Raw genomic sequence first — 22,388 nt, 5'->3', positions numbered from 1 at the left:
CGTGGCGCAGCAGAACCCAGCCGTCCTCGTCCTCGAAGACGGAACCCGCTATGTCGGCCGCGCGTACGGTGCTGTCGGCCGCACCTTCGGCGAGGCGGTGTTCTCCACCGGCATGACCGGATATCAGGAGACGCTGACCGACCCGAGCTACGCGGGGCAGATCGTCCTGATGACGGCCCCGCACATCGGCAACACGGGCACGAACGACGAGGACATGGAGTCCCGTCAGATCTGGGTCGCCGGGTATGTGGTGCGCGAGCCAAGCCGCATCGTGTCGAACTTCCGCGCCCAGCGCAGCCTCGACGACGATCTGGTCGCCCAGGGCGTCGTCGGCATCAGCGGGATCGACACCCGCGCGGTGACCAGGCACATCCGGTCGGCCGGCGCGATGCGCTCCGGCATCTTCTCCGGTGAGGACTTCGACCTCACCGACGGCGAGCAGCTCGAACTCGTGCGCTCCACGGCGAAGATGGCGGGCACGAACCTGTCGGCAGAGGTCTCGACGCCGGAGCCGTTCACGGTGCCGGCGGTGGGGGAGAGGGTCGGCTCCGTCGCCGTCCTCGACCTCGGCGTCAAGAAATCGACGCTCGAGAACCTCGCAGCCCGCGGCCTCGACGTGCACGTGCTGCCGCAGATGGTCTCGGCACGGGATGTGCTCGAGCTGCAGCCGTCCGCTCTGTTCTTCTCGAACGGCCCAGGCGACCCGCAGGCGTCCGGCAAGCACGTCGCGCTGCTGCAGGAGGTACTGAGGGCAGGCATCCCGTACTTCGGCATCTGCTTCGGCAACCAGCTCCTCGGCCGCGCCCTCGGCCTCGGCACATACAAGCTGCCGTTCGGGCACCGCGGCATCAACCAGCCGGTGCTCGACAAGCGCACGGGCAGGGTCGAGATAACCGCGCAGAACCACGGTTTCGCCGTGGATGCGCCCATCGAGGGCATCTTCGACTCCCCGGCCGGATTCGGCAAGGTGGAGGTCAGCCACTTCAGCCTCAACGACAACGTGGTGGAGGGGCTGAACTGCCTCGACCTGAACGCGTTCAGCGTGCAGTACCACCCGGAGGCGGCCGCAGGGCCCCACGACGCCAACTACCTCTTCGACCGCTTCCTCGACATGATCATTGCTCGGGAGAACGGCGCAACCGCACCGCAGGGAGAGTCCGAGTAATGCCCAAGCGTTCCGACATCAATTCCGTCCTGGTCATCGGCTCCGGCCCGATCGTCATCGGGCAGGCCTGCGAGTTCGACTACTCGGGCACCCAGGCGTGCCGGGTGCTCCGCGAGGAGGGCGTGCGCGTCATCCTGGTGAACTCGAACCCGGCCACGATCATGACCGACCCGGACTTCGCAGACGCCACGTACGTCGAGCCGATCACCTGGGAGGTCATCGAGACCATCATCGCCAAGGAGAAGCCGGATGCGATCCTGCCGACCCTGGGCGGCCAGACCGCTCTCAACGCGGCCATCCAGCTGCACGAGCACGGCATCCTGGAGAAGTACAACGTCGAGCTGATCGGCGCCAAGTTCGAGGCGATCCAGAAGGGCGAGGACCGCCAGATCTTCAAGGACCTCGTCATCGAGGCGGGCGCAGAGGTGGCCCGCTCGCACATCGCACACACGGTCGAGGAGGCCGTCGCGTTCGCCGAGGACCTCGGCTACCCGCTCGTCGTCCGTCCGTCGTTCACGATGGGCGGTCTCGGCTCGGGCTTCGCATACACCGAGCAAGAGCTGCGCCGCATCGTCGGCGACGGCATCCACCAGAGCCCGACCAGCGAGGTGCTCCTGGAGGAGTCCATCCTCGGCTGGAAGGAGTACGAGCTCGAGCTGATGCGCGACACCGCGGACAACACGGTGGTCGTCTGCTCGATCGAGAACGTGGACCCTGTCGGCGTGCACACCGGAGACTCGATCACGGTCGCCCCTGCTCTCACCCTGACCGACCGCGAATACCAGAAGCTGCGCGACATCGGCATCGACATCATCCGCGCCGTCGGCGTCGACACCGGTGGATGCAACATCCAGTTCGCGGTGGACCCGGCGGACGGCCGCATCATCGTCATCGAGATGAACCCGCGCGTCTCCCGCTCGTCTGCTCTCGCGTCGAAGGCGACCGGCTTCCCGATCGCGAAGATCGCCGCAAAGCTCGCCATCGGCTACCGCCTGGACGAGATCCCGAACGACATCACCAAGGTCACCCCCGCGAGCTTCGAGCCGACGCTCGACTACGTGGTCGTGAAGGTGCCGCGGTTCGCGTTCGAGAAGTTCCCCGCCGCCGACCCGACGCTGACCACCACCATGAAGTCGGTCGGAGAGGCGATGGCCATCGGCCGCAGCTTCACGAGCGCGCTGCAGAAGGCGCTCCGCTCGCTGGAGAAGCGCGGATCGTCGTTCCACTGGGGGCCGGAGAACCGCACGGTGGAGGAGCTGCTCACGAGCATCCAGACGCCGACGGACGGCCGCATCGTGGACGTGCAGCAGGCGCTCCGCCTCGGCGCGACGCCGGAGCAGGTCTTCGATGCCACCAAGATCGACCCATGGTTCGTCGACCAGATCGTTCTCATCAACGAGGTGGCCGAGCAGATCCGCACCGCGGAGACCCTGGACACCGACACGCTGCGGGATGCGAAGGACCACGGCTTCTCCGACGCGCAGATCGGTCAGCTCCGCGGCTTCGGCGAGGCGGACGTGCGCGAGATCCGCCACATCCTGGGGGTGCGTCCCGTCTACAAGACGGTCGACACCTGCGCCGGCGAGTTCCCCGCGCTCACGCCGTACCACTACTCCAGCTACGACCTGGAGACCGAGGTGGAGCCGAGCGACCGACGCAAGGTCGTCATCCTGGGCTCGGGCCCGAACCGCATCGGTCAGGGCGTCGAGTTCGACTACTCCTGCGTGCACGCATCGTTCGCGCTGAGCGACGCCGGGTTCGAGACCATCATGATCAACTGCAACCCGGAGACGGTCTCGACCGACTACGACACCAGCGACAGGCTCTACTTCGAGCCGCTGACGCTGGAGGACGTGCTGGAGGTCATCCACGCGGAGAGCCAGACCGGCGAGCTGGTCGGCGTCGTCGTGCAGCTCGGCGGCCAGACAGCACTCGGGCTCGCGAAGGGCCTCGAGGCCGCCGGCGTCCCGATCCTCGGCACGACGCCGGAGGCGATCGACCTGGCGGAGGAGCGCGGCCTGTTCGCCGAGATCCTGGAGAACGCCGGCCTCCTCGCCCCGCGCAACGGCACAGCGTTCGACTTCCCCGGCGCTGTGCAGGTGGCCGAGCAGATCGGCTACCCGGTGCTCGTGCGCCCGAGCTACGTGCTCGGCGGCCGCGGCATGGAGATCGTCTACGACAGCCCGTCGCTCGCCGACTACTTCGAGCGCGTCGCCGGTCAGGGCATCGTCGGCCCTGCGCATCCGCTGCTGGTCGACCGCTTCCTCGACGACGCGATCGAGATCGACGTCGACGCGCTGTACGACGGAGAGAACCTGTACATCGGCGGCGTGATGGAGCACATCGAGGAGGCGGGCATCCACTCGGGCGACTCGAGCTGCACCCTGCCTCCGATCACGCTCGGCCGCCGTGAGATCGATCGCGTGCGCGACGCGACGCTGAAGATCGCGGAGGGCATCGGCGTGCGCGGCCTGCTGAACGTGCAGTTCGCGATCGGCGCCGGCGTGCTCTACGTGCTGGAGGCGAACCCGCGGGCGTCCCGCACCGTGCCGTTCGTGTCGAAGGCGCTCGGCATCCCGCTCGCCAAGGCGGCATCGCGCATCATGGTGGGCGACACGGTCGCCGGGCTGATCGCCGAGGGCCTGCTTCCCGCGCAGGACGGGTCGGTCATCCCGATGGACTCGCCTGTCGCCGTCAAGGAGGCCGTGCTTCCGTTCAAGCGCTTCCGCACCAAGGAGGGCAACGTCGTCGACTCCGTCCTCGGCCCGGAGATGCGCTCCACCGGCGAGGTCATGGGCATCGACAAGGACTTCCCGCGTGCGTTCGCCAAGAGCCAGTCGGCCGCGTACGGCGGGATGCCGCTCGGCGGAACCGCCTTCGTCTCGGTCTCCGACCGCGACAAGCGCTCGATCGTGCTCCCGGTGCTGCGGCTGCGCGAGCTCGGCTTCGAGATCCTCGCGACGGAGGGAACGGCCGAGGTGCTCAACCGCAACGGCATCGCCGCGCGCGTCGTCCGCAAGTTCAGCGAGACCGAGAACGTGGATGCGCCGTCCATCGTCGACCTGATCAACCGCAACGAGGTGGACGTGGTCATCAACACTCCGAGCGGCCGGTCTGCTCGCGCGGACGGCTACGAGATCCGCGCGGCGGCGGTGGCGGGGGACAAGCCCCTGTTCACCACCATCGCGGAGCTCAGCGCCGCCGTCGCGTCCGTGGACGCGATCCGCGAGGGATTCGACGTGAAGTCGCTGCAGCAGTACGCGGTGGAGAGGGCAGCCCGCGCGTGAGCTTCGGTGACCGGCTCGCCGGAGTCTTCGCGGAACGCGGACGCCTGTGCGTCGGCATCGACCCGCACGCGCACCTGCTGGAGAGCTGGGGCCTTCCCGCCTCGGCCTCCGGCGTGCGCGCCTTCGGTCTCGCCGTGGTCGAGGCGGCGACGGGGCGCGCCGGCATCGTGAAGCCGCAGGTGGCGTTCTTCGAGCGATACGGCTCCGCGGGATACGCCGCCCTCGAAGAGGTGATCGGGGCGGCGCGCGCCGCGGGGCTGCTCGTGATCGCCGACGCGAAGCGCGGAGACATCGGCACCAGCGTCACGGCGTACGCCGAGGCGTGGCTCACGCCAGGCGCGCCGCTGGAGGCGGACGCGATGACCATCGCGGCGTTCCAGGGCGTCGGCTCGATCGACGACCCGATGCGACTCGCGGAGGCGAACGGCAAGGGCCTGTTCGTGCTCGCCGCCACCTCGAATCCTGAGGCCGCCGCCATCCAGAAGGCGATCGTGCAGGACGGGCCGCGTGCGGGGAGCACCGTCGCGCGTGCGATCATCGAAGACGTGCAATCGTTCAATCAGGCGCAGCCGCCCAGCGCATTCGGATCGGTCGGGCTCGTGCTCGGCGCGACCCTCGACCTTCCGGCCTTCGGCATCGACATCGCGGCAGCGCCCGGCGTCAACGCCACGCCCGTGCTCGCTCCCGGCTTCGGTCACCAGGGCGCGAAGGTGCAGGACGCCGCCCGGCTGTTCGGCTCGTTCGCCGGTGGTGTGATCGTCAGCGAGTCACGGGGGCTGCTCGGCGCAGGTCCGGCGGGGCTCGCCGACGCCATCGCACGCCGCACGGACGAGGTGCGGGAGAACCATGGCTGAGCCCGGCACGTCGGAGCACGGCACAGCATCCCTTCGCCCAGCGCCTCCGGAAGTGGACCGCGCGGCAGCCTCGCAGGCCGCCGTCGCCGCTCGTCGCGCGCGTGCGGCCGTCAAGGCCGCCATCGCCCGTCAGGAGCTCTCGCCGCTCACCGTGCTCGACCGCGCAACAGCCGAGCCGGACGGGGTCGAGGGCCGGCTGCGGGTCACAGAGTTCCTGCTCAGCGTTCCCGCGATCGGCACCACCAAGATGCAGGATGCGTTGCGCACCCTGGCCATCTCTCCCGCCAAGCGTCTCGGCGGCCTCGGCAGGCACCAGCGCCTGCGGCTGCGCGACTACCTGATCGACAGGGAGGCGAAGGCCGGTCGCCTGAAAAGCCACCTCGTCGTGCTCGCCGGGCCGACAGCGGTCGGCAAGGGGACGGTGTCCACCTACATCCGCGAGAACTACCCGGACGTGCTGCTCTCGGTCTCTGCGACCACGCGCGCTCCGCGCCCAGGCGAGGTCGACGGCGTCAACTACTACTTCGTCGACGACGCGGAGTTCGACCGCATGATCGCGGAGGGCGAACTGCTCGAGTACGCCACCGTGCACAACGCGTATCGCTACGGCACGCCGCGCAAGCCGATCGAGCGTGCGCTCGAGGAGGGCAAGAGCGTCCTGCTCGAGATCGACCTGCAGGGCGCGCGCAGCGTTCGCGCCGCGATGCCGGAGGCCCGCCTGATCTTCCTGCTCCCTCCCACCTGGGAGGAGCTGGTCCGCAGGCTCATCGGCCGCGGCACGGAGGAGCCGGCGGAGCAGCAGCGCAGACTCGAGACGGCGAAGGTCGAATTGGCCGCTCAGGACGAGTTCGACCACCGCGTCGTGAACACCGACGTGGCCGATGCGGCGCGCGAGGTCGTAGACTTGATGAAGATCCGCGCGGCGCCGTCGCGCCCGTAGACCGTTTTCGTCGCGTCCTTTCGACGCCGTCGCCGCCTGCGACCACCACTGATCGACAACCTGCAAGGAGCACTACACGCATGGCACTCAGCAACAAGGGCATCATCGACCCGCCCATCGACGACGTTCTCGCCAAGGTCGAGTCCAAGTACGCTCTGGTCATCTTCGCCTCCAAGCGCGCCCGCCAGATCAACGACTACTACGCCGACCTGCACGAGGGCAGCCTGTTCGACAACGTCGGACCGCTCGTCGACTCGTCGGTCGACGACAAGCCGCTGTCCGTCGCACTGCACGAGATCAACGAGGACAAGCTCACCATCAAGCCGATCGTCGAGTAACGACAGCGTCAGCGCCCGGCCCGGCCCATCGCGGCCGGGTCGCTGAAGGGGAGGGTGCCGTGAGCGCACGATTGACCATCGTCGTCGGAGTCACCGGCGGCATCGCCGCGTACAAGGCCGTCGGCGTCATCCGTTCTCTGGTGCTCGAAGGGCACTCGGTGCACGTGGTCGCCACCGAGGCAGCCCTGCGCTTCGTCGGGCGCCCGACGCTGGAGGCGATCAGCCGCAATCCGGTCGCGACCGACCTCTATGAGGGCGTCGCCGAGGTGCGGCACGTGGCCATCGGCCAGTCAGCCGACCTCATCGTCATCGCCCCGGCGACGGCGAACACCATCGCCAAGCTCGCGGCCGGTCTCGCCGACGACCTGCTCGGCAACACCGTGCTCGCGAGCACGGCGCCTCTCGTCATCGCCCCGGCGATGCACACCGAGATGTGGCGCAACCAGGCGACCGTCGCGAACATCGCCACGCTGCGCTCGCGCGGCGTCACGGTCGTGGGCCCGGCGAGCGGACAGCTCACCGGCAAGGACTCCGGTCCCGGCCGGATGGAGGAGCCGGCCGTGATCGTGCGGGAGGCGCTGGCCGCTGTCGGCGCGCATCCCGAGCGTGCGGCAGCAGCGGATGCGCCAGCAGAGCCTGCGCAGGATGCTCCGGCTCCCGCAGCATCCGCCGCATCCGGTGTTGCAGGCGCATCCGGCGCCGACATCGTGGTCCTCTCCGAGCGCCGCAGGGCCAACGAGGCCGCCAGGCGCCCGCGTGGCGGAGACGACCTGGCGGGCAAGCGCGTCGTCGTCACCGCGGGAGGCACCAGGGAGCCGCTCGATCCCGTGCGCTTCCTCGGCAACAGGTCGAGCGGCCGCCAGGGCGTCGCCATCGCGAGCGCTGCGCAGGCGCGCGGCGCGCAGGTGGTGCTGATCGCGGCCCACCTCGAGGTGGAGCCGCCGGAGGGCGTCGAGCTGATCGAGGTCCAGACCGCCCTCGAACTGCAGGAGGCCGTAACGGAGGCGGCCCGTGCAGCTGACGTCATCGTGATGACCGCCGCCGTCGCCGACTACCGTCCTGCCGAGGTGCGCGACTCCAAGATCAAGAAGTCGGCCGAGGGTGACACCCTCACGCTCGAACTGGTCGCCAACCCCGACATCCTCGCCGGTCTGTCGTCCGCCAAGCGCGACGGGCAGGTCGTCGTCGGCTTCGCAGCGGAGACCGAGCCGGACCCGTCCGCCCTGATCGAGCTCGGCCGAGGCAAGCTCGCGTCGAAGGGCAGCGACTTCCTGGTGATCAACCAGGTGGGCTGGTCACAGGGTTTCGCAACGGACAGCAATGAAGTCGTGGTCCTCCGACGGGGCGGCGATATAGTGATGGAGGCCTCGGGGAGCAAGCTGTCGGTGGCCGATCGTATTCTCGACGTCATCGCCTGACGAGTCTCGGACACCGTCCGAGCAGCCACTATCCGACTAGGGAGAACAATGGCAGATCTGCGCCTCTTCACGTCCGAATCGGTCACGGAAGGCCACCCGGACAAGATCTGTGACCAGATCTCCGACAGCATCCTGGATGCGCTCCTGACCGTCGACCCGCACAGCCGCGTCGCCGTCGAGACCCTCGTGACCACCGGCCTCGTGCACGTGGCAGGTGAGGTGACCACGAAGGGCTACGTCGAGATCCCCGCCCTCGTGCGCGCCAAGCTGGTCGAGATCGGCTACGACTCGTCCGACGTGAGCTTCGACGGAACACAGTGCGGAGTGTCCGTGTCGATCGGCGCGCAGTCTCCCGACATCGCCCAGGGCGTCGACGACGCGCTGGAGACCCGCGCGGAGCAGAGCAGCGACGACCTCGACCGTCAGGGCGCAGGCGACCAGGGCATCATGTTCGGCTACGCGACCACCGAGACGCCGCAGTACATGCCGTTGCCGATCTGGCTCGCCCACCGGCTCTCCGAGCGTCTGGCCGCCGTGCGCAAGGACGGCACGCTCGACTACCTCCGCCCGGACGGCAAGACGCAGGTGACCATCGGCTACGAGGGCATCGTCCCGAAGTCGGTGCAGACCGTCGTGCTCTCCACCCAGCACGCGCCGAGCGTGACGAACGAGCGGCTGCAGGCCGAGGTGATCGAGGAGATCATCGCCCCCGTGCTGCACGAGGCAGGGCTCGAGTCCGCTCACGTGCGCACCCTCATCAACCCGACCGGCCGGTTCGAGATCGGCGGCCCGAAGGGCGACGCCGGGCTCACCGGGCGCAAGATCATCGTGGACACCTACGGGGGAGCCAGTCGTCACGGCGGCGGTGCGTTCTCCGGCAAGGACCCGTCGAAGGTGGACCGCTCGGCTGCGTACGCGATGCGCTGGGTGGCGAAGAACGCCGTGGCCGCCGGGTTCGCCGACCGCCTCGAGGTGCAGATCGCGTACGCGATCGGCAAGGCGGCGCCCGTCGGCCTGTACGTCGAGACGTTCGGCACGGGCAGGGTGCCGGAGGAGCGCATCATCGAGGCCATCCGCGAGGTCTTCGACCTGCGCCCCGCCGCGATCATCCGCGACCTGGACCTGCTGCGCCCGATCTACGCGCAGACCGCGACGTACGGCCACTTCGGCCGTGAGCTCCCCGACTTCACCTGGGAGCGTCTGGACCGCGTCGACGACCTGCGGTCGGCCGCAGGACTCTGACGGTGGCGGCGGCCGGCCGGGTCGCCCGCATCGTGATCGACTCGGCGCTTCCCCAGCTCGATCACCTGTTCGACTACGGGGTGCCGGACACGCTCGACGCCGACGTGCATCCCGGGGTGCGGGTCAAGGTGCCCCTGCGTACCGGCGCCAGGATGGTGTCCGGGTATGTGGTCGAGGTGCTTCCGCGCGAGCAGATCGACTTCGAGGGCGAGTTGACGCCGATCGACCAGGTGGTCTCGACGGCGCGGGTGCTGACCCCCGCGGTGTGGGCGCTGGCGCGCAAGCTCGCCGACCGGAGCGCTGGGACGGCCAACGACATCCTGCGGTTCGCTGTTCCCCCGCGTTCCGTGCGGGTGGAGAAGGCGTGGCTGACCGCCCAGGAGGCCGCCCAGGAGGCCGGCCGGGAGGCGCACGCGTCCGCGTCGGCGCGCCCGTCCGTCGCGCCGATCGGCGGCTACGGCGACGGCCTGCTCGAATCGGCGATCGCCGCAGGGGAGCGGGTGGCACTGCGCACCACGCCCGGCGTGGTGCGCACGCCGGAGGGCGAGTGGGTCGGCCAGTGGGCCGTGACGCTCGCCGGGGCGGCCGTTGCCTGCTGGGCTTCGGGAAGGACGGCCATCATCGCCGTGCCGGACTATCGCGACCTCGATCAGCTCGCCGCGACCCTGGTCGCGCTCGCTCCGGCCGACGCTGTCGTGCGCGTCGACGGCAGGCAGACCGACTCCGAGCGCTACAAGGCGTTCCTCGGGGCGCTGTCCGGTCCGCGCATCGTGATCGGCAGCCAGTCGGCGGTGTACGCCCCGGCCGACGATCTCGGGCTGCTGATCGTCTGGAACGACGGAGACCCGCTGCACGCGGCCAGGCAGGCCCCGTACATCCACACCAGGGATGCGGCGCTGGTGCGGCAGGAACAGCAGGGAGGGGCGCTCGTGCTGGCCGGGCGCATCCGGAGCGTCGAGGCGCAACGGCTGGTCGAGCTCGGCTGGCTGCGGGCCGTCGACCCGGAGCGTGCTGTCTGGCCGAAGGTCATCCTGAGCGCCAACCAGACTGCGGAGGAGCCTGTCGCGCGGGCGGCGCGCATCCCGTCCGTGGCGTGGAGGACGGCGCGTGCCGCGCTGGAGGGCGACGAGAAGACCGCGGCGGGTCCCGTCCTCATCCAGGTGGCGCGACCGGGGTACGCGCCTCAGATCGCCTGCGCGAAGTGCGGTCAGGCCGCGCGCTGCAACCGCTGCACGGGACCGCTCGGCCAGCGGAGGGCCGGCAGCGTCCCGTCCTGCGGCTGGTGCGGTGCTCTCGCGACCAACTGGCACTGCGACCACTGCGAGCACGACAGATTCCGACTGGTCACGCTGGGCTCCGGCCGAACGGCGGAGGAGCTTGGCCGCGCGTTCCCCGGCGTGCGGGTGATCGTGGCGGACGGCGAGCATCCCGTGCAGTCCGTCCCCGACGCGCGCGCCATCGTCGTGGCGACGCGCGGCGCGGAACCCGTCGCTGCGGGCGGCTACCGTGCCGTGCTGCTGCTCGACGGCGAGCGGATGCTCGCCAGGGAGACGCTCGGCGTCGCGGAGGACTGCCTGCGCTGGTGGACCAACGCGGCAGGGCTCGCCGCCCCCGGAGCCCCGACCGTGCTCGTCGGCGTCTCCGGCGGTCTCGCCCGGGACTTCGCAACAGGCCGCGTCGCCGAGTTCGCGCACGCGGAGCTTGCCGACCGCCGCGCCCTGCACTTCCCTCCCGCCGTGCGCCTCGCCTCGATCGCCGGAGCGCCGGACGTGGTGGACGCCGCCGTCGCGGCCGTCGACCCTGCGCTGCTGATCGACGTGCTCGGCCCGGCGACCGTCGACGACGCGACGGTGCGCGCGATCCTTCGCTTCGAGTACGCGAAGGGGCAGGACGTCGCGACCGCCGTGCGCGGCGCCATCGTGCGGAACGCGAGCAAGCGGCGCAAGGCGCCGGCGGGGAAGACCGGGTTCCGCCCTGCGCCGACGCTGCGCGTGCAGTTCGACGATCCCGACATCATCTGACCAGCTCTGCATCCGCGGTGGAGGGCGCCGTTCGACCAGGGAACGCCGGAACTCGGGCCGGTAGGATCGACGGTGGTCGCGGAGCGCGCGACCGCCGAAGTCGACCGAAAGAACCTGTCATGCAGCGAGTGCCGTCCACGCCCCCAAGCCGGGAGATCGCCGGATGAGGCTGGTGTTCGCCGGCACGCCCGTGGTCGCCGTTCCCGCGCTGAGGCTCCTGGCGGAGCGGCACGAGGTCGTGGCCGTGCTCACCAGGCGCGACGCCGAGCTGGGGCGCAAGCGCGTGCTCACCCCGTCGCCCGTCGCGGCTGCCGCAGAGGAGCTGGGCATCGAGACGATCAAGGCGAACAGGCTCGACGAGTCCGTCACAGATCGCATCCGCGCTCTGGCACCGGAGCTGGGCGTGATCGTCGCGTACGGCGGCCTGGTGCGCGAGCCGCTGCTGTCGACGCCACGGCTCGGCTGGGTCAACCTGCACTTCTCCCTGCTGCCGGCGTGGCGGGGTGCCGCGCCCGTGCAGCACGCCGTGATCGCGGGCGACGAGGTCACCGGCGCCGCGGTGTTCCAGCTCGTGCCAGAGCTCGACGCCGGCGCGGTGTTCTCGGAGCTGACCAGGCCGATCGGCGCGGACGAGACGGCCGGCGACGTGCTGGACGCACTCTCGCAGTCCGGCGCAGAGCTGCTGGCAGGCACCGTGGATGCGCTGGCCTCCGGTACGGCCGTCGCCGTCGAGCAGACCGGCGACGTCACCCTCGCCCCGAAGCTGTCGCTCGCGGACGCCCACCTCGACTTCGGCAAGCCCGCCGACGCCGTGTACGCCCGGCTGCGCGGGGTGACCCCTGAGCCTGGCGCGTTCGCCATGCTCGGCGACGACCGGTTCAAGCTCATCGCCGCGCGCCAGGCGGCGAATGCCGACCCCCTTCCGGCAGGTGCCGTCGCGCTTCAGGGCAAGCGCGTCGTGGTGGGGACGGGAACGCATCCACTGGAACTGCTGACCGTGCAGCCGGCAGGCAAGAAGGCGATGGCCGCCGCCGACTGGTGGCGCGGCCTCCCCACGGGAAGCGAGCTGGTGCTGCGATGAACGACAGGAACAGGAACCAGGGTGGCCACGTGCAGCCGGCGCGCCGGGTCGCATACGACGTGATCGCCGCGGTGCGCGATTCGGACGCGTACGCCAACCTGCTGCTGCCTACCAGGATCGCCCGCGCTGGGCTCAACCAGGGGGATGCCGGCCTCGCCACCGAGCTGACATACGGCACGCTCCGGATGCAGGGCTACTACGACCTCGTGATCGCCAGGGCCGCCGGCCGCCCCGTCGACCGCATCGACCCGCCGATCCTGGACGTGCTGCGCCTCGGTGCGCACCAGCTGCTCTCGACCAGGGTTGCGCCGCACGCGGCCGTCAACGAGTCCGTGGCGCTCGCGCGCTCTGTCGGCTCCCGCTCCGCGACCGGCTTCACGAACGGTGTCCTGCGTGAGATCGGGCGGCACAGCCCGGAGGAGTGGCGACAGCGCATCCTTGCGGACGCGAAGGGCGCTGACCAGGAGCTGTCGGCGCTGACATCGCATCCCGTCTGGATCGTGCGCGCCTTCCGCCGTGCGCTGGAGGCGGAGGGCAGGGAGGCGGAGCTCACCGACCTGCTGAACGCGGACAACGCAGCCCCCCGCGTCAACCTCGTCGCCCTTCCCGGGCTGGCCGAGCTGCCCGACGATGCGACAGCCGACCGGTTCTCTCCCGTGGGCTTCACCGCGGGCGGCGGGGACCCGCAGGCTCGCGTCGAGGGCGCGGACGGCAGGCTGCGCGTGCAGGACGAGGGCTCGCAGCTCGCAGCGCTCGCCCTCAGCAGGGCGCGCCCGATCGTGCAGGGCGAGCGGTGGCTCGACCTCTGCGCCGGGCCGGGAGGAAAGGCGGCGCTGCTGGCCGCAGAAGCCCGACTCGGGGGCGCGACGCTGACCGCGAACGAGGTCGTCCCCGCCCGCGCCGAGCTCGTGCGCCGGGCGCTGGCCGCCGTGCCGGAGCCCGTGGAGGTGTGGGAGCTGGACGGTACGACCATCGGAGAGACGCACCCGGAGCGCTTCGACCGCATCCTGCTGGATGCGCCGTGCACCGGCCTCGGCGCGCTGCGCCGCCGCCCTGAGGCGCGCTGGCGAAAGACGCCGCGCGACGTCGCAGAACTGACGGGCCTCCAGGCGAGACTGCTCGACGCGGCCATCGCGGCGCTGAAGCCGGGCGGGCTGATCGCATACGTGACCTGCTCGCCGCACATCGCGGAGACGAGGGGGATCGTCAGTGCGGCGCTTGATGCGCACGACGACATCGCTGCCGTCGACACGCCCGCCGTGCTCCAGGCGCTCGCGTCCGAACGGCTCGACCTCGCCGGCGACGGCCTGGCGGTGCAGCTCTGGCCGCACCGGCACGGCACGGACGCGATGTTCGTCGCTCTGCTCGAGAAGCGCTGACCGGCGTGACGGTCGGCGGCGTGCCGGCTTTGTAGGCTGGAGGCATGCCACCCCGGATCAACCCCAGCATTCTCGCCGCCGACTTCGTCAACCTGGAGCGTGACCTCGGCCGCATCGCGACGGCCGACCTCGTGCACGTGGACGTGATGGACAACCACTTCGTGCCGAACCTGACGTTCGGGCCGCAGATGGTGGGGCGCATCCAGGATGTGTCGGCCATCCCGCTCGACGTGCACCTGATGATCGACGATCCCGACCGGTGGGCGCCGGGATACGCCGAGCTCGGCGCGTACTCCGTGACCTTCCACGCGGAGGCGGCGGCCGATCCGGTGCGGCTCGCCAGGCGGCTCCGCGCGATCGGCGCCCGCGCCGGCATCGCGCTGAAGCCAGGCACGCCGGTCGACGACTACCTCGGCCTGCTCCCGGAGTTCGACCAGGTGCTCGTGATGACCGTGGAGCCAGGCTTCGGCGGCCAGTCGTTCATGGCGGAGACGATGCCGAAGCTCGCGCGGCTGCGCTCCGCCGTCGACGCGACGGGCGCCGACGTGTGGCTGCAGGTCGACGGCGGCATCACCGAGGAGACGATCGTGATCGCGGCCGAGAACGGCGCAGACACGTTCGTGGCGGGCTCCAGCGTGTTCCGTGCGGAGAACACCGAGCGGCAGATCGCGCTGCTCCGCGACACGGCGGCGCAGCACATCCACGTCAGCCGCTGACGAGGTCACGAAGAGAACGACACGGCCAGGCTGCCGGTGCTGACCGCCAGGTTCGGGCGACGCGGACCGCGTCGAGCGCATCCGGGGCGCGCTTGCGGCTGCCGCCGATCGACTGCTCGACATCCAGCGGACCGTCTCCGTCACATCCCCGATGTCCGGCGGCGCGTTCGCGAGCTAGTAGCCTGTAATCGTGAAAACCTTCGACGACCTCTTCGCCGAGCTCAGCGAGAAGGCTGCGACCCGCCCGGAGGGTTCCGGCACGGTCCGTGAGCTGGATGCTGGCGTGCACGCCATCGGAAAGAAGATCGTGGAGGAGGCGGCCGAGGTCTGGATGGCCGCCGAGTACCAGTCGGACGAGGAGACCGCCGAGGAGATCTCGCAGCTGCTCTACCACCTCCAGGTGCTGCTCATCGCGAAGGGTCTCAGCCCGGCCGACGTGTACCGACATCTGTGACCGGCACCCCCGCGTCCTGATCGTCCCCTCGTACACGAAAGACCACCCATGCTGAAGATCGCCGTTCCCAACAAAGGCTCCCTCTCCGAGACCGCGGCGCAGATGCTGCACGAGGCCGGCTACGTCGGCCGCCGCGACCCCAAAGAGCTGATCGTCACCGACGCCCGCAACGACGTCGAGTTCTTCTACCTGCGGCCGCGCGACATCGCGACCTACGTCGGCTCCGGCGCGCTCGACGTCGGCATCACCGGGCGCGACCTGCTGCTCGACTCCGGTTCGACCGCCGGCGAGATCGCCGCGCTCGACTTCGCCGCATCCACGTTCCGGTTCGCCGGGCCGACCGGTTCGTTCTCCGAGCTGGCCGACCTCGACGGCAAGCGCGTCGCCACCAGCTACCCCGGTCTGGTCGGGGCGTTCCTGGCGGAGAACGGTATCGCATCCACCACCCTGATCAAGCTCGACGGCGCGGTGGAGTCCGCTGTGCGGCTCGGTGTCGCAGACGCGGTGGCCGACGTGGTCGAGACCGGCACCACGCTGCGCAAGCAGGGCCTGGAGATCTTCGGACCCGTCATCCTGGAGTCCGAGGCGGTGCTCATCTCGTCCGCGTCGCCCGCTGCCGGCGTCGACACGCTCCTGCGCCGCCTGCAGGGCGTGATGGTCGCGCGCCAGTACGTGCTGATCGACTACAACCTGCCTGCCGTCCTGCTCGACAGGGCTGTGGCGCTCACCCCCGGCGTCGAGTCGCCGACCGTCTCCCCGCTCGGCGAGCCGGACTGGCTGGCGGTGCGCGTCATGATCAAGCGCGACCAGACCAATCACATCATGGATGCGCTGTACGAGCTGGGCGCGCGCGCCATCCTCGTCACGTCGATCCACGCTGCGCGGATCTGATGTCCGTCGCGGTCAGGGTCATCCCGTGTCTGGACGTGGCAGACGGCCGCGTCGTCAAGGGCGTCAACTTCCAGAACCTGCGTGACGCAGGCGATCCCGTCGCGCTCGCCCGCCGCTACTACGAGCAGGGGGCGGACGAGCTCACCTTCCTCGACGTCACGGCGACGGTCGACAACCGGGCGACCACCTACGACGTGGTGCGCGCGACGGCCGAGCAGGTCTTCATCCCGCTGACGGTGGGCGGCGGCGTGCGCAGCGCAGAGGATGTGGCGAAGCTGCTGGCGAGCGGCGCGGACAAGATCGGAGTCAACTCCGCGGCCATCGCCCGGCCGGAGCTGGTCTCCGAGATCGCCGACCGGTTCGGCGCGCAGGTGCTCGTGCTCTCGCTCGACGTCAAGCGGTCGGCGGCCACCGCATCCGGTTTCGTCGTCACGACCCACGGAGGACGCACGGAGACGGACCTCGACGCCCTGGAGTGGGCTGAGCGGGCGATCGGGCTGGGCGCGGGCGAACTGCTGGTCAACTCGATCGACGCGGACGGCACCAAGGAAGGGTTCGACACCGAGCTCATCCGGCTGATGCGCGGCATCAGCAGCGTGCCCGTGATCGCGTCTGGCGGGGCGGGGAAAGTGACCGACTTCGTCCCCGCCGTGGAGGCAGGGGCGGACGCCGTGCTCGCCGCGAGCGTTTTCCACTCCGGCGAGATGACGATCGGCGATGTGAAGGACGAGCTCGTCCGCGCCGGACTGGAGATCAGAGCATGAGCGAACAGAGCACGAGCAGAGTGGATCCCGCCATCATCGAGCGCGTCGCCTTCAACGGCGACGGCCTTGTGCCGGCGATCATCCAGCAGTGGGACACCAAAGAGGTCCTGATGATGGGCTGGATGGACGCCGAAGCACTCGGCCGCACCCTCACGGAGGGCCGCGTCACGTTCTGGTCCCGCTCCCGGCAGGAGTACTGGCGCAAAGGCGACACGTCCGGCCACGCGCAATACGTCAAGGGCGCTGCTCTCGACTGCGACGGCGACACCCTGCTGGTGACCGTCGAGCAGATCGGCGCAGCCTGCCACACTGGAACCCGCACCTGCTTCGACGCCGACCAGCTCTCACCCGTCGTCGGTCACGTCGAAGCGAGTCAAACGGAGGATTCGTGATCGACACCGTCACCAGCTCCACCACCCGCGACGGCTTCGCAGAGCTGCTCGCCGACCACCGCGTCGTGCCCGTCGTCCGCGAGCTGTTCGCGGACGGGGAGACGCCGGTCGGCATCTACCGCAAGCTCGCCGCTGGCCGTCCTGGCACCTTCCTGCTCGAATCGGCCGAGCAGGGCGGCATCTGGTCCCGCTTCTCGTTCGTCGGCGTCTCGTCGTTCGGCGTGCTCACCCAGCAGGGGGATGCTGTCCGCTGGCTCGACTACGGCATCCCTGCCGAGCGCGCCATCGGGTCCTCGGCCGACCTGCCGCCACTGGAAGCTCTCGCCGCCCTGTACGCGCGGTGGCAGACCCCGCGCATCCCCGGCCTGCCCCCGCTGACCGGCGGCCTGGTCGGCTTCATCGGCTGGGAGGCGATCCGGCAGATCGAGCGGCTGCCGCACCAGCCGCCCGCCGACTACGACATCCCCGGTCAGGCACTCGCGTTCTGCTCCGACCTCGTCGCCATCGACCACCGCTACGGCACCGTGCAGCTCATCGCGACGGTGCTGAACGACGGCATCGACGAGGCCGACACGATGTGGGACGCGGCGCAGCGCAGGCTCGATGCGATGCAGGAGGGCCTCGCCCAGCCGTCGGAGGCGTGGCTGGCGCAGGTCGACCTCGGCACGCCGGCGCACCCGGTGTCCCGCACGGCGAAGGACGACTTCCTCGCGGCCGTCGAGACCGCCAAGACCCGCATCGTCGACGGCGACATCTTCCAGGTCGTCATCTCGCAGCGCTTCGAGCTGGAGTGCGAAGCCGCTCCGCTCGACGTGTACCGGGTGCTGCGCTCGCTGAACCCGAGCCCGTACATGTACCTGCTCGCGCTGGAGCGGCCGGACGGAGGGGAGTACTCCATCGTCGGCTCGTCTCCCGAGGCGCTGTTCAAAGTGCAGAACGGGCGCGCGTTCACGCATCCGATCGCAGGCTCCCGCCCGAGAGGCGCGTCGCCGGAGGAGGATCTGGAGCTGGAGACATCGCTGCTCACGGACGACAAGGAGCGCGCGGAGCACCTGATGCTCGTCGACCTGGCGCGCAACGACCTGCTCAAGGTGTGCGCCGCCGGTTCCGTCGAGGTGACGGAGTTCATGCGCGTCGAGCGGTTCAGCCACATCATGCACATCGTGTCGTCCGTCGAGGGCGACGTGCTGCCAGGGAGGACGGCAGTGGATGTGTTCCGCGCCACATTCCCTGCCGGCACGCTCTCCGGCGCACCGAAGCCGAGGGCGCTCGAGATCATCGACGAGCTGGAGCCCGCGCAGCGCGGCGTCTACGGCGGGGTGATCGGCTACTTCGGGTTCTCCGGGGACGCCGACCTCGCCATCGCGATCCGCACGGCGACCATCATGGACGGCGTCGCACGCGTGCAGGCCGGCGGCGGCCTCGTCGCCGATTCCGTGCCGCAGAGCGAGTTCGAGGAGTCGCAGAACAAGGCGGCCGCTCCGCTGCGCGCGGTCGCCGTCGCCAACGCGATGAGGCGGGTGACCGGTGAGCGAGCAGACTGACGCTACGGCCGTGCGCCGCGTCTCCCGCAGGGCCAAGTACCTGACGCTGCTCGCCGTCGTGGTCGGCAGCCTGCTCGCCCTGCTCGCGTCGACGCAGACCTGGTTCACGGTGCACCTGACCGACGTCGCGGACCACACGGCGACGCTGGCGGTCGCAGGGTCGGCCGCTGCGCCTGCGCTCACGGCGCTGTCGCTCGCCGGCCTCGCGCTCACGGCGGCGCTCGCCATCGCAGGACCGGTGTTCCGCATCGTCCTCGCGCTGCTCGGGCTGCTGCTCGGCGCCTCCGTCCTCATCTCCTCGATCAGCGCACTGGCCGACGCGCTACGCGCATCGTCGGCGACCATCACCACGGCGACCGGCGTCGCTGGGACGTCGTCGATCGCGCGGCTGGTCGACTCCGTCAGCACCGAGCTCTGGCCGGGCGCCGCGGTGGCGGGGGGCGTGGTACTGGTGCTCGCGAGCGCAGCCGTCGTGCTGACCAACCGGCTCTGGCCGGGCTCCTCGCGCAAGTATCAGACGCGCTTCGAAGACCAGGAGGGCACGGCGCTGCTCCTCGACGGCGAGGCGGACGGCGAACCGTCCTCCGAGGTGTCGGACGACGCGGAGGCTCGCGCCGTCGCCGACGGCGAGAGCACACCGGGCACAGGGGTCGTCGACAAGGACACCGCCATCGACAGCTGGGACGACCTCACCCGCGGCGAAGACCCCACGCGCTGATCCGCCGCTCTGCCCCGCAGCGCTGACCCGCCGCCCGGAGTGGCGAGCGAGCGCGCCCCACTCGCTAGACTTGAACCCGTATTCCCCCGATCCACCGTGCGCGTCGCCTCTCGCGACGCGCACCTCACGAAGCAGGAGTCCCATGAGCACCGAGTCAGTCGAACCAGGCCACGGTCACTCGCCGGCGGCGTGGACGGCCGTCATCATCATGCTGGTCGCCTTCACCGTCGGTGCCGTCGCGTTCTACTTCGACGCCCCGATCGTCGTCTGGGCGGCAGCGGGACTCGCCATCATCGGGCTCATCGTCGGATGGGCGATGAAGAAGGCCGGTTACGGCGTCGGCGGCACCAAGTACCAGCCGAAGGGCCACTGACGCGTGCTCGACGACCTCGTCGCCGGCGCCCGCGAAGACGCTGAGCGGCGCCGGGCAGAGCGCCCGCTCGCGGTGGTCGAGGCCGCCGCAGCCGATCGCGCTCCCGCCCTGGATGCCCTGAGTCACCTCGCCCCTGCCGAGCGCGTCAAGATCATCGCGGAGGTGAAGCGCGCGAGCCCGTCCCGCGGGTCGCTCGCCGAGATCGCCGACCCGGCCGCCCTCGCGGTCTCGTACGAGACCGGCGGAGCGAGCGCGATCAGCGTCCTCACCGAGGAGCGCAGGTTCCGCGGGTCGCTCGCCGATCTGGAGGCCGTTCGCGACGCCGTGTCGCTCCCTGTGCTGCGCAAGGAGTTCGTCTCCGACCCGTACCAGGTGTTCGAAGCCCGGGCGGCGGGAGCCGACCTCGTGCTCCTCATCGTCGCCGCCCTCGACCAGCGCAAGCTCGTCGAACTGCACGAGCTCATCACGTCGCTCGGCATGACATCGCTCGTCGAGGCGCACACCGCGGACGAGCTGAGCCGCGCGCTCGACACGGGCGCCGGGCTCGTCGGCGTGAACGCCCGCAACCTCTCCACATTCGAACTGGACAGAGACCTGTTCGGCCGCCTGGCCGACAGCATCCCGTCCGGTGTCATCCGCGTCGCGGAGTCCGCCGTGAAGTCGGCAGACGACGTCGCGCACTATCGGGCGGCAGGGGCGGACGTCGTCCTCGTCGGCGAGGCACTCGTCACGAGCGACCCCGTCGCGACGCTCGAAGAATTCCTGGTGGCCTGATGTCCCTGCGTTCCGAGACCGGTCCGTACTTCGGCGACTTCGGGGGACGTTTCGTCCCCGAGTCGCTCGTCGCAGCCCTCGACGAGCTGTCCGCTGCGTGGGAGGAGGCGAAGGCCGACCCCGCGTACCACGCGGAGCTGGACGAGCTGAACCGCACGTATACCGGGCGTCCGTCGATCATCACCGAGGTGCCGCGCTTCGCGGCGCACGCAGGCGGTGCCCGCATCATCCTCAAGCGCGAGGACCTCAACCACACGGGCTCGCACAAGATCAACAACGTGCTCGGCCAGGCGATCCTCACCAAGCGCATCGGCAAGACGCGCGTGATCGCCGAGACCGGTGCAGGCCAGCACGGCGTCGCCACCGCGACCGCCGCAGCCCTGTTCGGCCTCGAGTGCACCATCTACATGGGCGAGGTCGACACAGAGCGCCAGGCGCTCAACGTCGCCAGGATGCGCCTGCTTGGTGCCGAGGTCGTCGCCGTCAAGACCGGATCGCGCACTCTCAAGGACGCGATCAACGACGCCATGCGCGACTGGGTCACCAACGTGGAGAACACCAACTACATCTTCGGCACGGTCGCAGGACCGCACCCGTTCCCCGCGATGGTCCGCGACCTCCAGAAGATCATCGGCGAGGAAGCGCGCCAGCAGGTCATCGACCTCACCGGCTCGCTCCCGGATGCCGTGGTCGCCTGCGTCGGAGGCGGCTCGAACGCCATGGGCATCTTCCACGCCTTCCTCGACGACGAAGACGTGCGCCTGATCGGCTACGAGGCGGGAGGCGAAGGAGCGGAGACCCCGCGCCACGCCGCCACCATCACCAAGGGACGCCCCGGCGTCCTGCACGGCGCCCGCAGCATGCTGCTGCAGGACGAGGACGGCCAGACCATCGAGTCGCACTCGATCTCCGCCGGGCTCGACTACCCTGGCGTCGGCCCGGAGCACGCGTGGCTCGCATCCATCGGCCGGGCGGAGTACCTGCCCATCTCGGACGCCGAGGCGATGGACGCGCTACGCCTCCTCAGCCGCACGGAGGGCATCATCCCCGCCATCGAATCCTCACACGCTCTGGCCGGTGCTCTGAAGCTCGGTCAGGAGCTCGGGAAGGACGCCACGATCCTGGTCAACCTCAGCGGTCGCGGAGACAAGGACATGGAGACCGCCGGACGGTACTTCGACCTGATCGACCACGACGCGGTGCAGTCGTGAGCGGCGCCGTGAAGCGCGCGGAGAGTCGCGTCGAGAGCGTCATCGCCCAGCGAAAGGCCGAGGCGTCCGGCGCCCTGGTCGGCTACCTGCCTGCCGGGTTCCCCGACCTGAAGACCAGCGTCGACGCCGCCGTCGCGCTCGCGCAGAACGGCGTCGACGTGATCGAGCTCGGGCTGCCGTACTCCGATCCCGTCATGGACGGCACGGTCATCCAGGCGGCCACCCAGCAGGCGCTCTCCAACGGCTTCCGCCTGCGCGACGGCTTCACCGCCGTGCGCGAGATCACCGCCCAGGTGAACATCCCCATCCTGGTGATGACCTACTGGAACCCCGTGCTGCAGTACGGCGTCGACCGCTTCGCCGACGACCTGCTCGCCGCAGGGGGAGCCGGCCTCATCACGCCGGACCTCATCCCCGACGAGGGCGCATCCTGGCTCGCGGCGTCGGAGCGCACCGGGCTCGACCGCGTGTTCCTCGCCGCTCCGTCCTCCACGGACGAGCGCCTGCGGCAGGCAGTGGATGCGAGCCGCGGCTTCGTATACGCCGTCTCGACCATGGGCATCACCGGGGCACGTTCGGACGTCGACTCCGCCGCCCGCTCACTGGTCGCCAGGCTGCGTGACGCCGGGGCGACGAGCACGTGCGTCGGCATCGGCATCTCCACCGCGGCGCAGGTCGCGGAGGTGCTCGGATACGCGGACGGCGCGATCGTCGGATCGGCGCTCGTGAAGGCGCTGGCCGACGACGGCGTCGAGGGTGTCGGCCGTCTCGCCGCTTCCCTCTCCGCAGGCACCGCCGCCTAGGCGCGGCAGCCTCTCCAAACCGA

The 22,388-nt window shown here is 70.3% G+C and carries 21 protein-coding genes; all 21 read left to right on the top strand.

Annotation, left to right across the window (positions count from 1 at the left end; translation table 11 throughout):
- Nucleotide 1: 1 nt before the first annotated feature.
- The 21 genes from carA to trpA all read left to right on the top strand — a co-directional run bounded on the left by carA (nt 2) and on the right by trpA (nt 22,365).
- A complete protein-coding gene (gene carA / locus ASE16_RS09760) occupies nt 2-1,165 on the top strand; it encodes a glutamine-hydrolyzing carbamoyl-phosphate synthase small subunit (RefSeq protein ID WP_235500439.1) in 1,164 nt (387 codons plus the stop codon).
- Nucleotides 1,165-4,452, top strand: a complete 3,288-nt coding sequence (gene carB, locus ASE16_RS09755; protein ID WP_055894140.1) for a carbamoyl-phosphate synthase large subunit — start codon at nt 1,165-1,167, stop codon at nt 4,450-4,452. The genes carA and carB overlap by 1 nt, the downstream gene beginning before the upstream one ends.
- Nucleotides 4,449-5,306: an orotidine-5'-phosphate decarboxylase gene (pyrF, locus tag ASE16_RS09750; RefSeq protein ID WP_055894134.1), complete on the top strand. Its 858-nt coding sequence runs from the start codon at nt 4,449-4,451 to the stop codon at nt 5,304-5,306. The genes carB and pyrF overlap by 4 nt, the downstream gene beginning before the upstream one ends.
- On the top strand, nt 5,299-6,246 hold the full coding sequence (gmk, locus tag ASE16_RS09745; RefSeq protein ID WP_055894131.1) for a guanylate kinase: 948 nt from the start codon (nt 5,299-5,301) through the stop codon (nt 6,244-6,246). The genes pyrF and gmk overlap by 8 nt, the downstream gene beginning before the upstream one ends.
- 80 nt (nt 6,247-6,326) lie before the next feature.
- Nucleotides 6,327-6,584 (top strand): DNA-directed RNA polymerase subunit omega, encoded by a 258-nt coding sequence (gene rpoZ, locus ASE16_RS09740; protein ID WP_055894129.1) that lies wholly within the window; start codon nt 6,327-6,329, stop codon nt 6,582-6,584.
- Nucleotides 6,585-6,655: 71 nt separating this feature from the next.
- Nucleotides 6,656-8,002: a bifunctional phosphopantothenoylcysteine decarboxylase/phosphopantothenate synthase gene (locus ASE16_RS09735; RefSeq protein ID WP_055894127.1), complete on the top strand. Its 1,347-nt coding sequence runs from the start codon at nt 6,656-6,658 to the stop codon at nt 8,000-8,002.
- 48 nt (nt 8,003-8,050) lie between these two features.
- Nucleotides 8,051-9,244 (top strand): methionine adenosyltransferase, encoded by a 1,194-nt coding sequence (gene metK, locus ASE16_RS09730; protein ID WP_055894126.1) that lies wholly within the window; start codon nt 8,051-8,053, stop codon nt 9,242-9,244.
- A 2-nt stretch (nt 9,245-9,246) separates the two neighbouring features.
- Nucleotides 9,247-11,265 carry a hypothetical protein gene (locus ASE16_RS09725; protein WP_055894124.1) on the top strand — a complete coding sequence of 673 codons (2,019 nt, stop codon included), beginning with the start codon at nt 9,247-9,249 and terminating at the stop codon, nt 11,263-11,265.
- A 163-nt stretch (nt 11,266-11,428) separates the two neighbouring features.
- On the top strand, nt 11,429-12,346 hold the full coding sequence (locus tag ASE16_RS09720) for a methionyl-tRNA formyltransferase (RefSeq protein ID WP_055894121.1): 918 nt from the start codon (nt 11,429-11,431) through the stop codon (nt 12,344-12,346).
- Nucleotides 12,343-13,725: an RsmB/NOP family class I SAM-dependent RNA methyltransferase gene (locus tag ASE16_RS09715; protein WP_055894120.1), complete on the top strand. Its 1,383-nt coding sequence runs from the start codon at nt 12,343-12,345 to the stop codon at nt 13,723-13,725. Before ASE16_RS09720 ends, ASE16_RS09715 begins: the two co-directional genes overlap by 4 nt.
- Before the next feature lie 44 nt (nt 13,726-13,769).
- Nucleotides 13,770-14,441: a ribulose-phosphate 3-epimerase gene (rpe, locus tag ASE16_RS09710; RefSeq protein WP_055894117.1), complete on the top strand. Its 672-nt coding sequence runs from the start codon at nt 13,770-13,772 to the stop codon at nt 14,439-14,441.
- 190 nt (nt 14,442-14,631) lie between these two features.
- The gene (locus ASE16_RS09705) at nt 14,632-14,895 is read left to right on the top strand and encodes a phosphoribosyl-ATP diphosphatase (protein WP_055894116.1); all 264 of its coding nucleotides are present in this window, start codon (nt 14,632-14,634) and stop codon (nt 14,893-14,895) included.
- Between the two features lie 48 nt (nt 14,896-14,943).
- Nucleotides 14,944-15,786 carry an ATP phosphoribosyltransferase gene (gene hisG / locus ASE16_RS09700; RefSeq protein ID WP_055894114.1) on the top strand — a complete coding sequence of 281 codons (843 nt, stop codon included), beginning with the start codon at nt 14,944-14,946 and terminating at the stop codon, nt 15,784-15,786.
- The gene (gene hisF, locus ASE16_RS09695) at nt 15,786-16,550 is read left to right on the top strand and encodes an imidazole glycerol phosphate synthase subunit HisF (protein WP_055894111.1); all 765 of its coding nucleotides are present in this window, start codon (nt 15,786-15,788) and stop codon (nt 16,548-16,550) included. Before hisG ends, hisF begins: the two co-directional genes overlap by 1 nt.
- Complete coding sequence (gene hisI, locus ASE16_RS09690; protein ID WP_055894109.1) at nt 16,547-16,942, top strand: phosphoribosyl-AMP cyclohydrolase; 396 nt, start codon at nt 16,547-16,549, stop codon at nt 16,940-16,942. The genes hisF and hisI overlap by 4 nt, the downstream gene beginning before the upstream one ends.
- On the top strand, nt 16,939-18,486 hold the full coding sequence (locus tag ASE16_RS09685; RefSeq protein WP_055894108.1) for an anthranilate synthase component I: 1,548 nt from the start codon (nt 16,939-16,941) through the stop codon (nt 18,484-18,486). Before hisI ends, ASE16_RS09685 begins: the two co-directional genes overlap by 4 nt.
- Nucleotides 18,470-19,204 carry a Trp biosynthesis-associated membrane protein gene (locus ASE16_RS09680; RefSeq protein WP_235500436.1) on the top strand — a complete coding sequence of 245 codons (735 nt, stop codon included), beginning with the start codon at nt 18,470-18,472 and terminating at the stop codon, nt 19,202-19,204. Before ASE16_RS09685 ends, ASE16_RS09680 begins: the two co-directional genes overlap by 17 nt.
- A 142-nt stretch (nt 19,205-19,346) precedes the next feature.
- Complete coding sequence (locus ASE16_RS09675) at nt 19,347-19,577, top strand: DUF6704 family protein (RefSeq protein WP_055894106.1); 231 nt, start codon at nt 19,347-19,349, stop codon at nt 19,575-19,577.
- 3 nt (nt 19,578-19,580) lie between these two features.
- Nucleotides 19,581-20,351: an indole-3-glycerol phosphate synthase TrpC gene (trpC, locus tag ASE16_RS09670; protein ID WP_055894104.1), complete on the top strand. Its 771-nt coding sequence runs from the start codon at nt 19,581-19,583 to the stop codon at nt 20,349-20,351.
- On the top strand, nt 20,351-21,562 hold the full coding sequence (gene trpB, locus ASE16_RS09665) for a tryptophan synthase subunit beta (RefSeq protein WP_055894103.1): 1,212 nt from the start codon (nt 20,351-20,353) through the stop codon (nt 21,560-21,562). The genes trpC and trpB overlap by 1 nt, the downstream gene beginning before the upstream one ends.
- Nucleotides 21,559-22,365 (top strand): tryptophan synthase subunit alpha, encoded by an 807-nt coding sequence (trpA, locus tag ASE16_RS09660; RefSeq protein ID WP_055894101.1) that lies wholly within the window; start codon nt 21,559-21,561, stop codon nt 22,363-22,365. Before trpB ends, trpA begins: the two co-directional genes overlap by 4 nt.
- Nucleotides 22,366-22,388: the final 23 nt, after the last annotated feature.

This window comes from Leifsonia sp. Root227, from assembly GCF_001428745.1.
Taxonomy (GTDB): Bacteria; Actinomycetota; Actinomycetes; order Actinomycetales; family Microbacteriaceae; genus Leifsonia.
Note: the sequence above shows the minus strand (reverse complement) of the source record. Positions and strands in the feature narration are given on the sequence as shown.

Bases quoted from the DNA above. Each gene is read 5' to 3' on its own strand.
- metK (WP_055894126.1), top strand. From the start codon at position 8,051: ATGGCAGATCTGCGCCTCTTCACGTCCGAATCGGTCACGGAAGGCCAC.
- rpe (WP_055894117.1), top strand. From the start codon at position 13,770: ATGCCACCCCGGATCAACCCCAGCATTCTCGCCGCCGACTTCGTCAAC.
- hisF (WP_055894111.1), top strand. From the start codon at position 15,786: ATGTCCGTCGCGGTCAGGGTCATCCCGTGTCTGGACGTGGCAGACGGC.
- ASE16_RS09720 (WP_055894121.1), top strand. From the start codon at position 11,429: ATGAGGCTGGTGTTCGCCGGCACGCCCGTGGTCGCCGTTCCCGCGCTG.
- ASE16_RS09715 (WP_055894120.1), top strand. From the start codon at position 12,343: ATGAACGACAGGAACAGGAACCAGGGTGGCCACGTGCAGCCGGCGCGC.
- rpoZ (WP_055894129.1), top strand. From the start codon at position 6,327: ATGGCACTCAGCAACAAGGGCATCATCGACCCGCCCATCGACGACGTT.
- trpB (WP_055894103.1), top strand. From the start codon at position 20,351: ATGTCCCTGCGTTCCGAGACCGGTCCGTACTTCGGCGACTTCGGGGGA.
- gmk (WP_055894131.1), top strand. From the start codon at position 5,299: ATGGCTGAGCCCGGCACGTCGGAGCACGGCACAGCATCCCTTCGCCCA.
- hisI (WP_055894109.1), top strand. From the start codon at position 16,547: ATGAGCGAACAGAGCACGAGCAGAGTGGATCCCGCCATCATCGAGCGC.
- hisG (WP_055894114.1), top strand. From the start codon at position 14,944: ATGCTGAAGATCGCCGTTCCCAACAAAGGCTCCCTCTCCGAGACCGCG.
- carB (WP_055894140.1), top strand. From the start codon at position 1,165: ATGCCCAAGCGTTCCGACATCAATTCCGTCCTGGTCATCGGCTCCGGC.
- ASE16_RS09675 (WP_055894106.1), top strand. From the start codon at position 19,347: ATGAGCACCGAGTCAGTCGAACCAGGCCACGGTCACTCGCCGGCGGCG.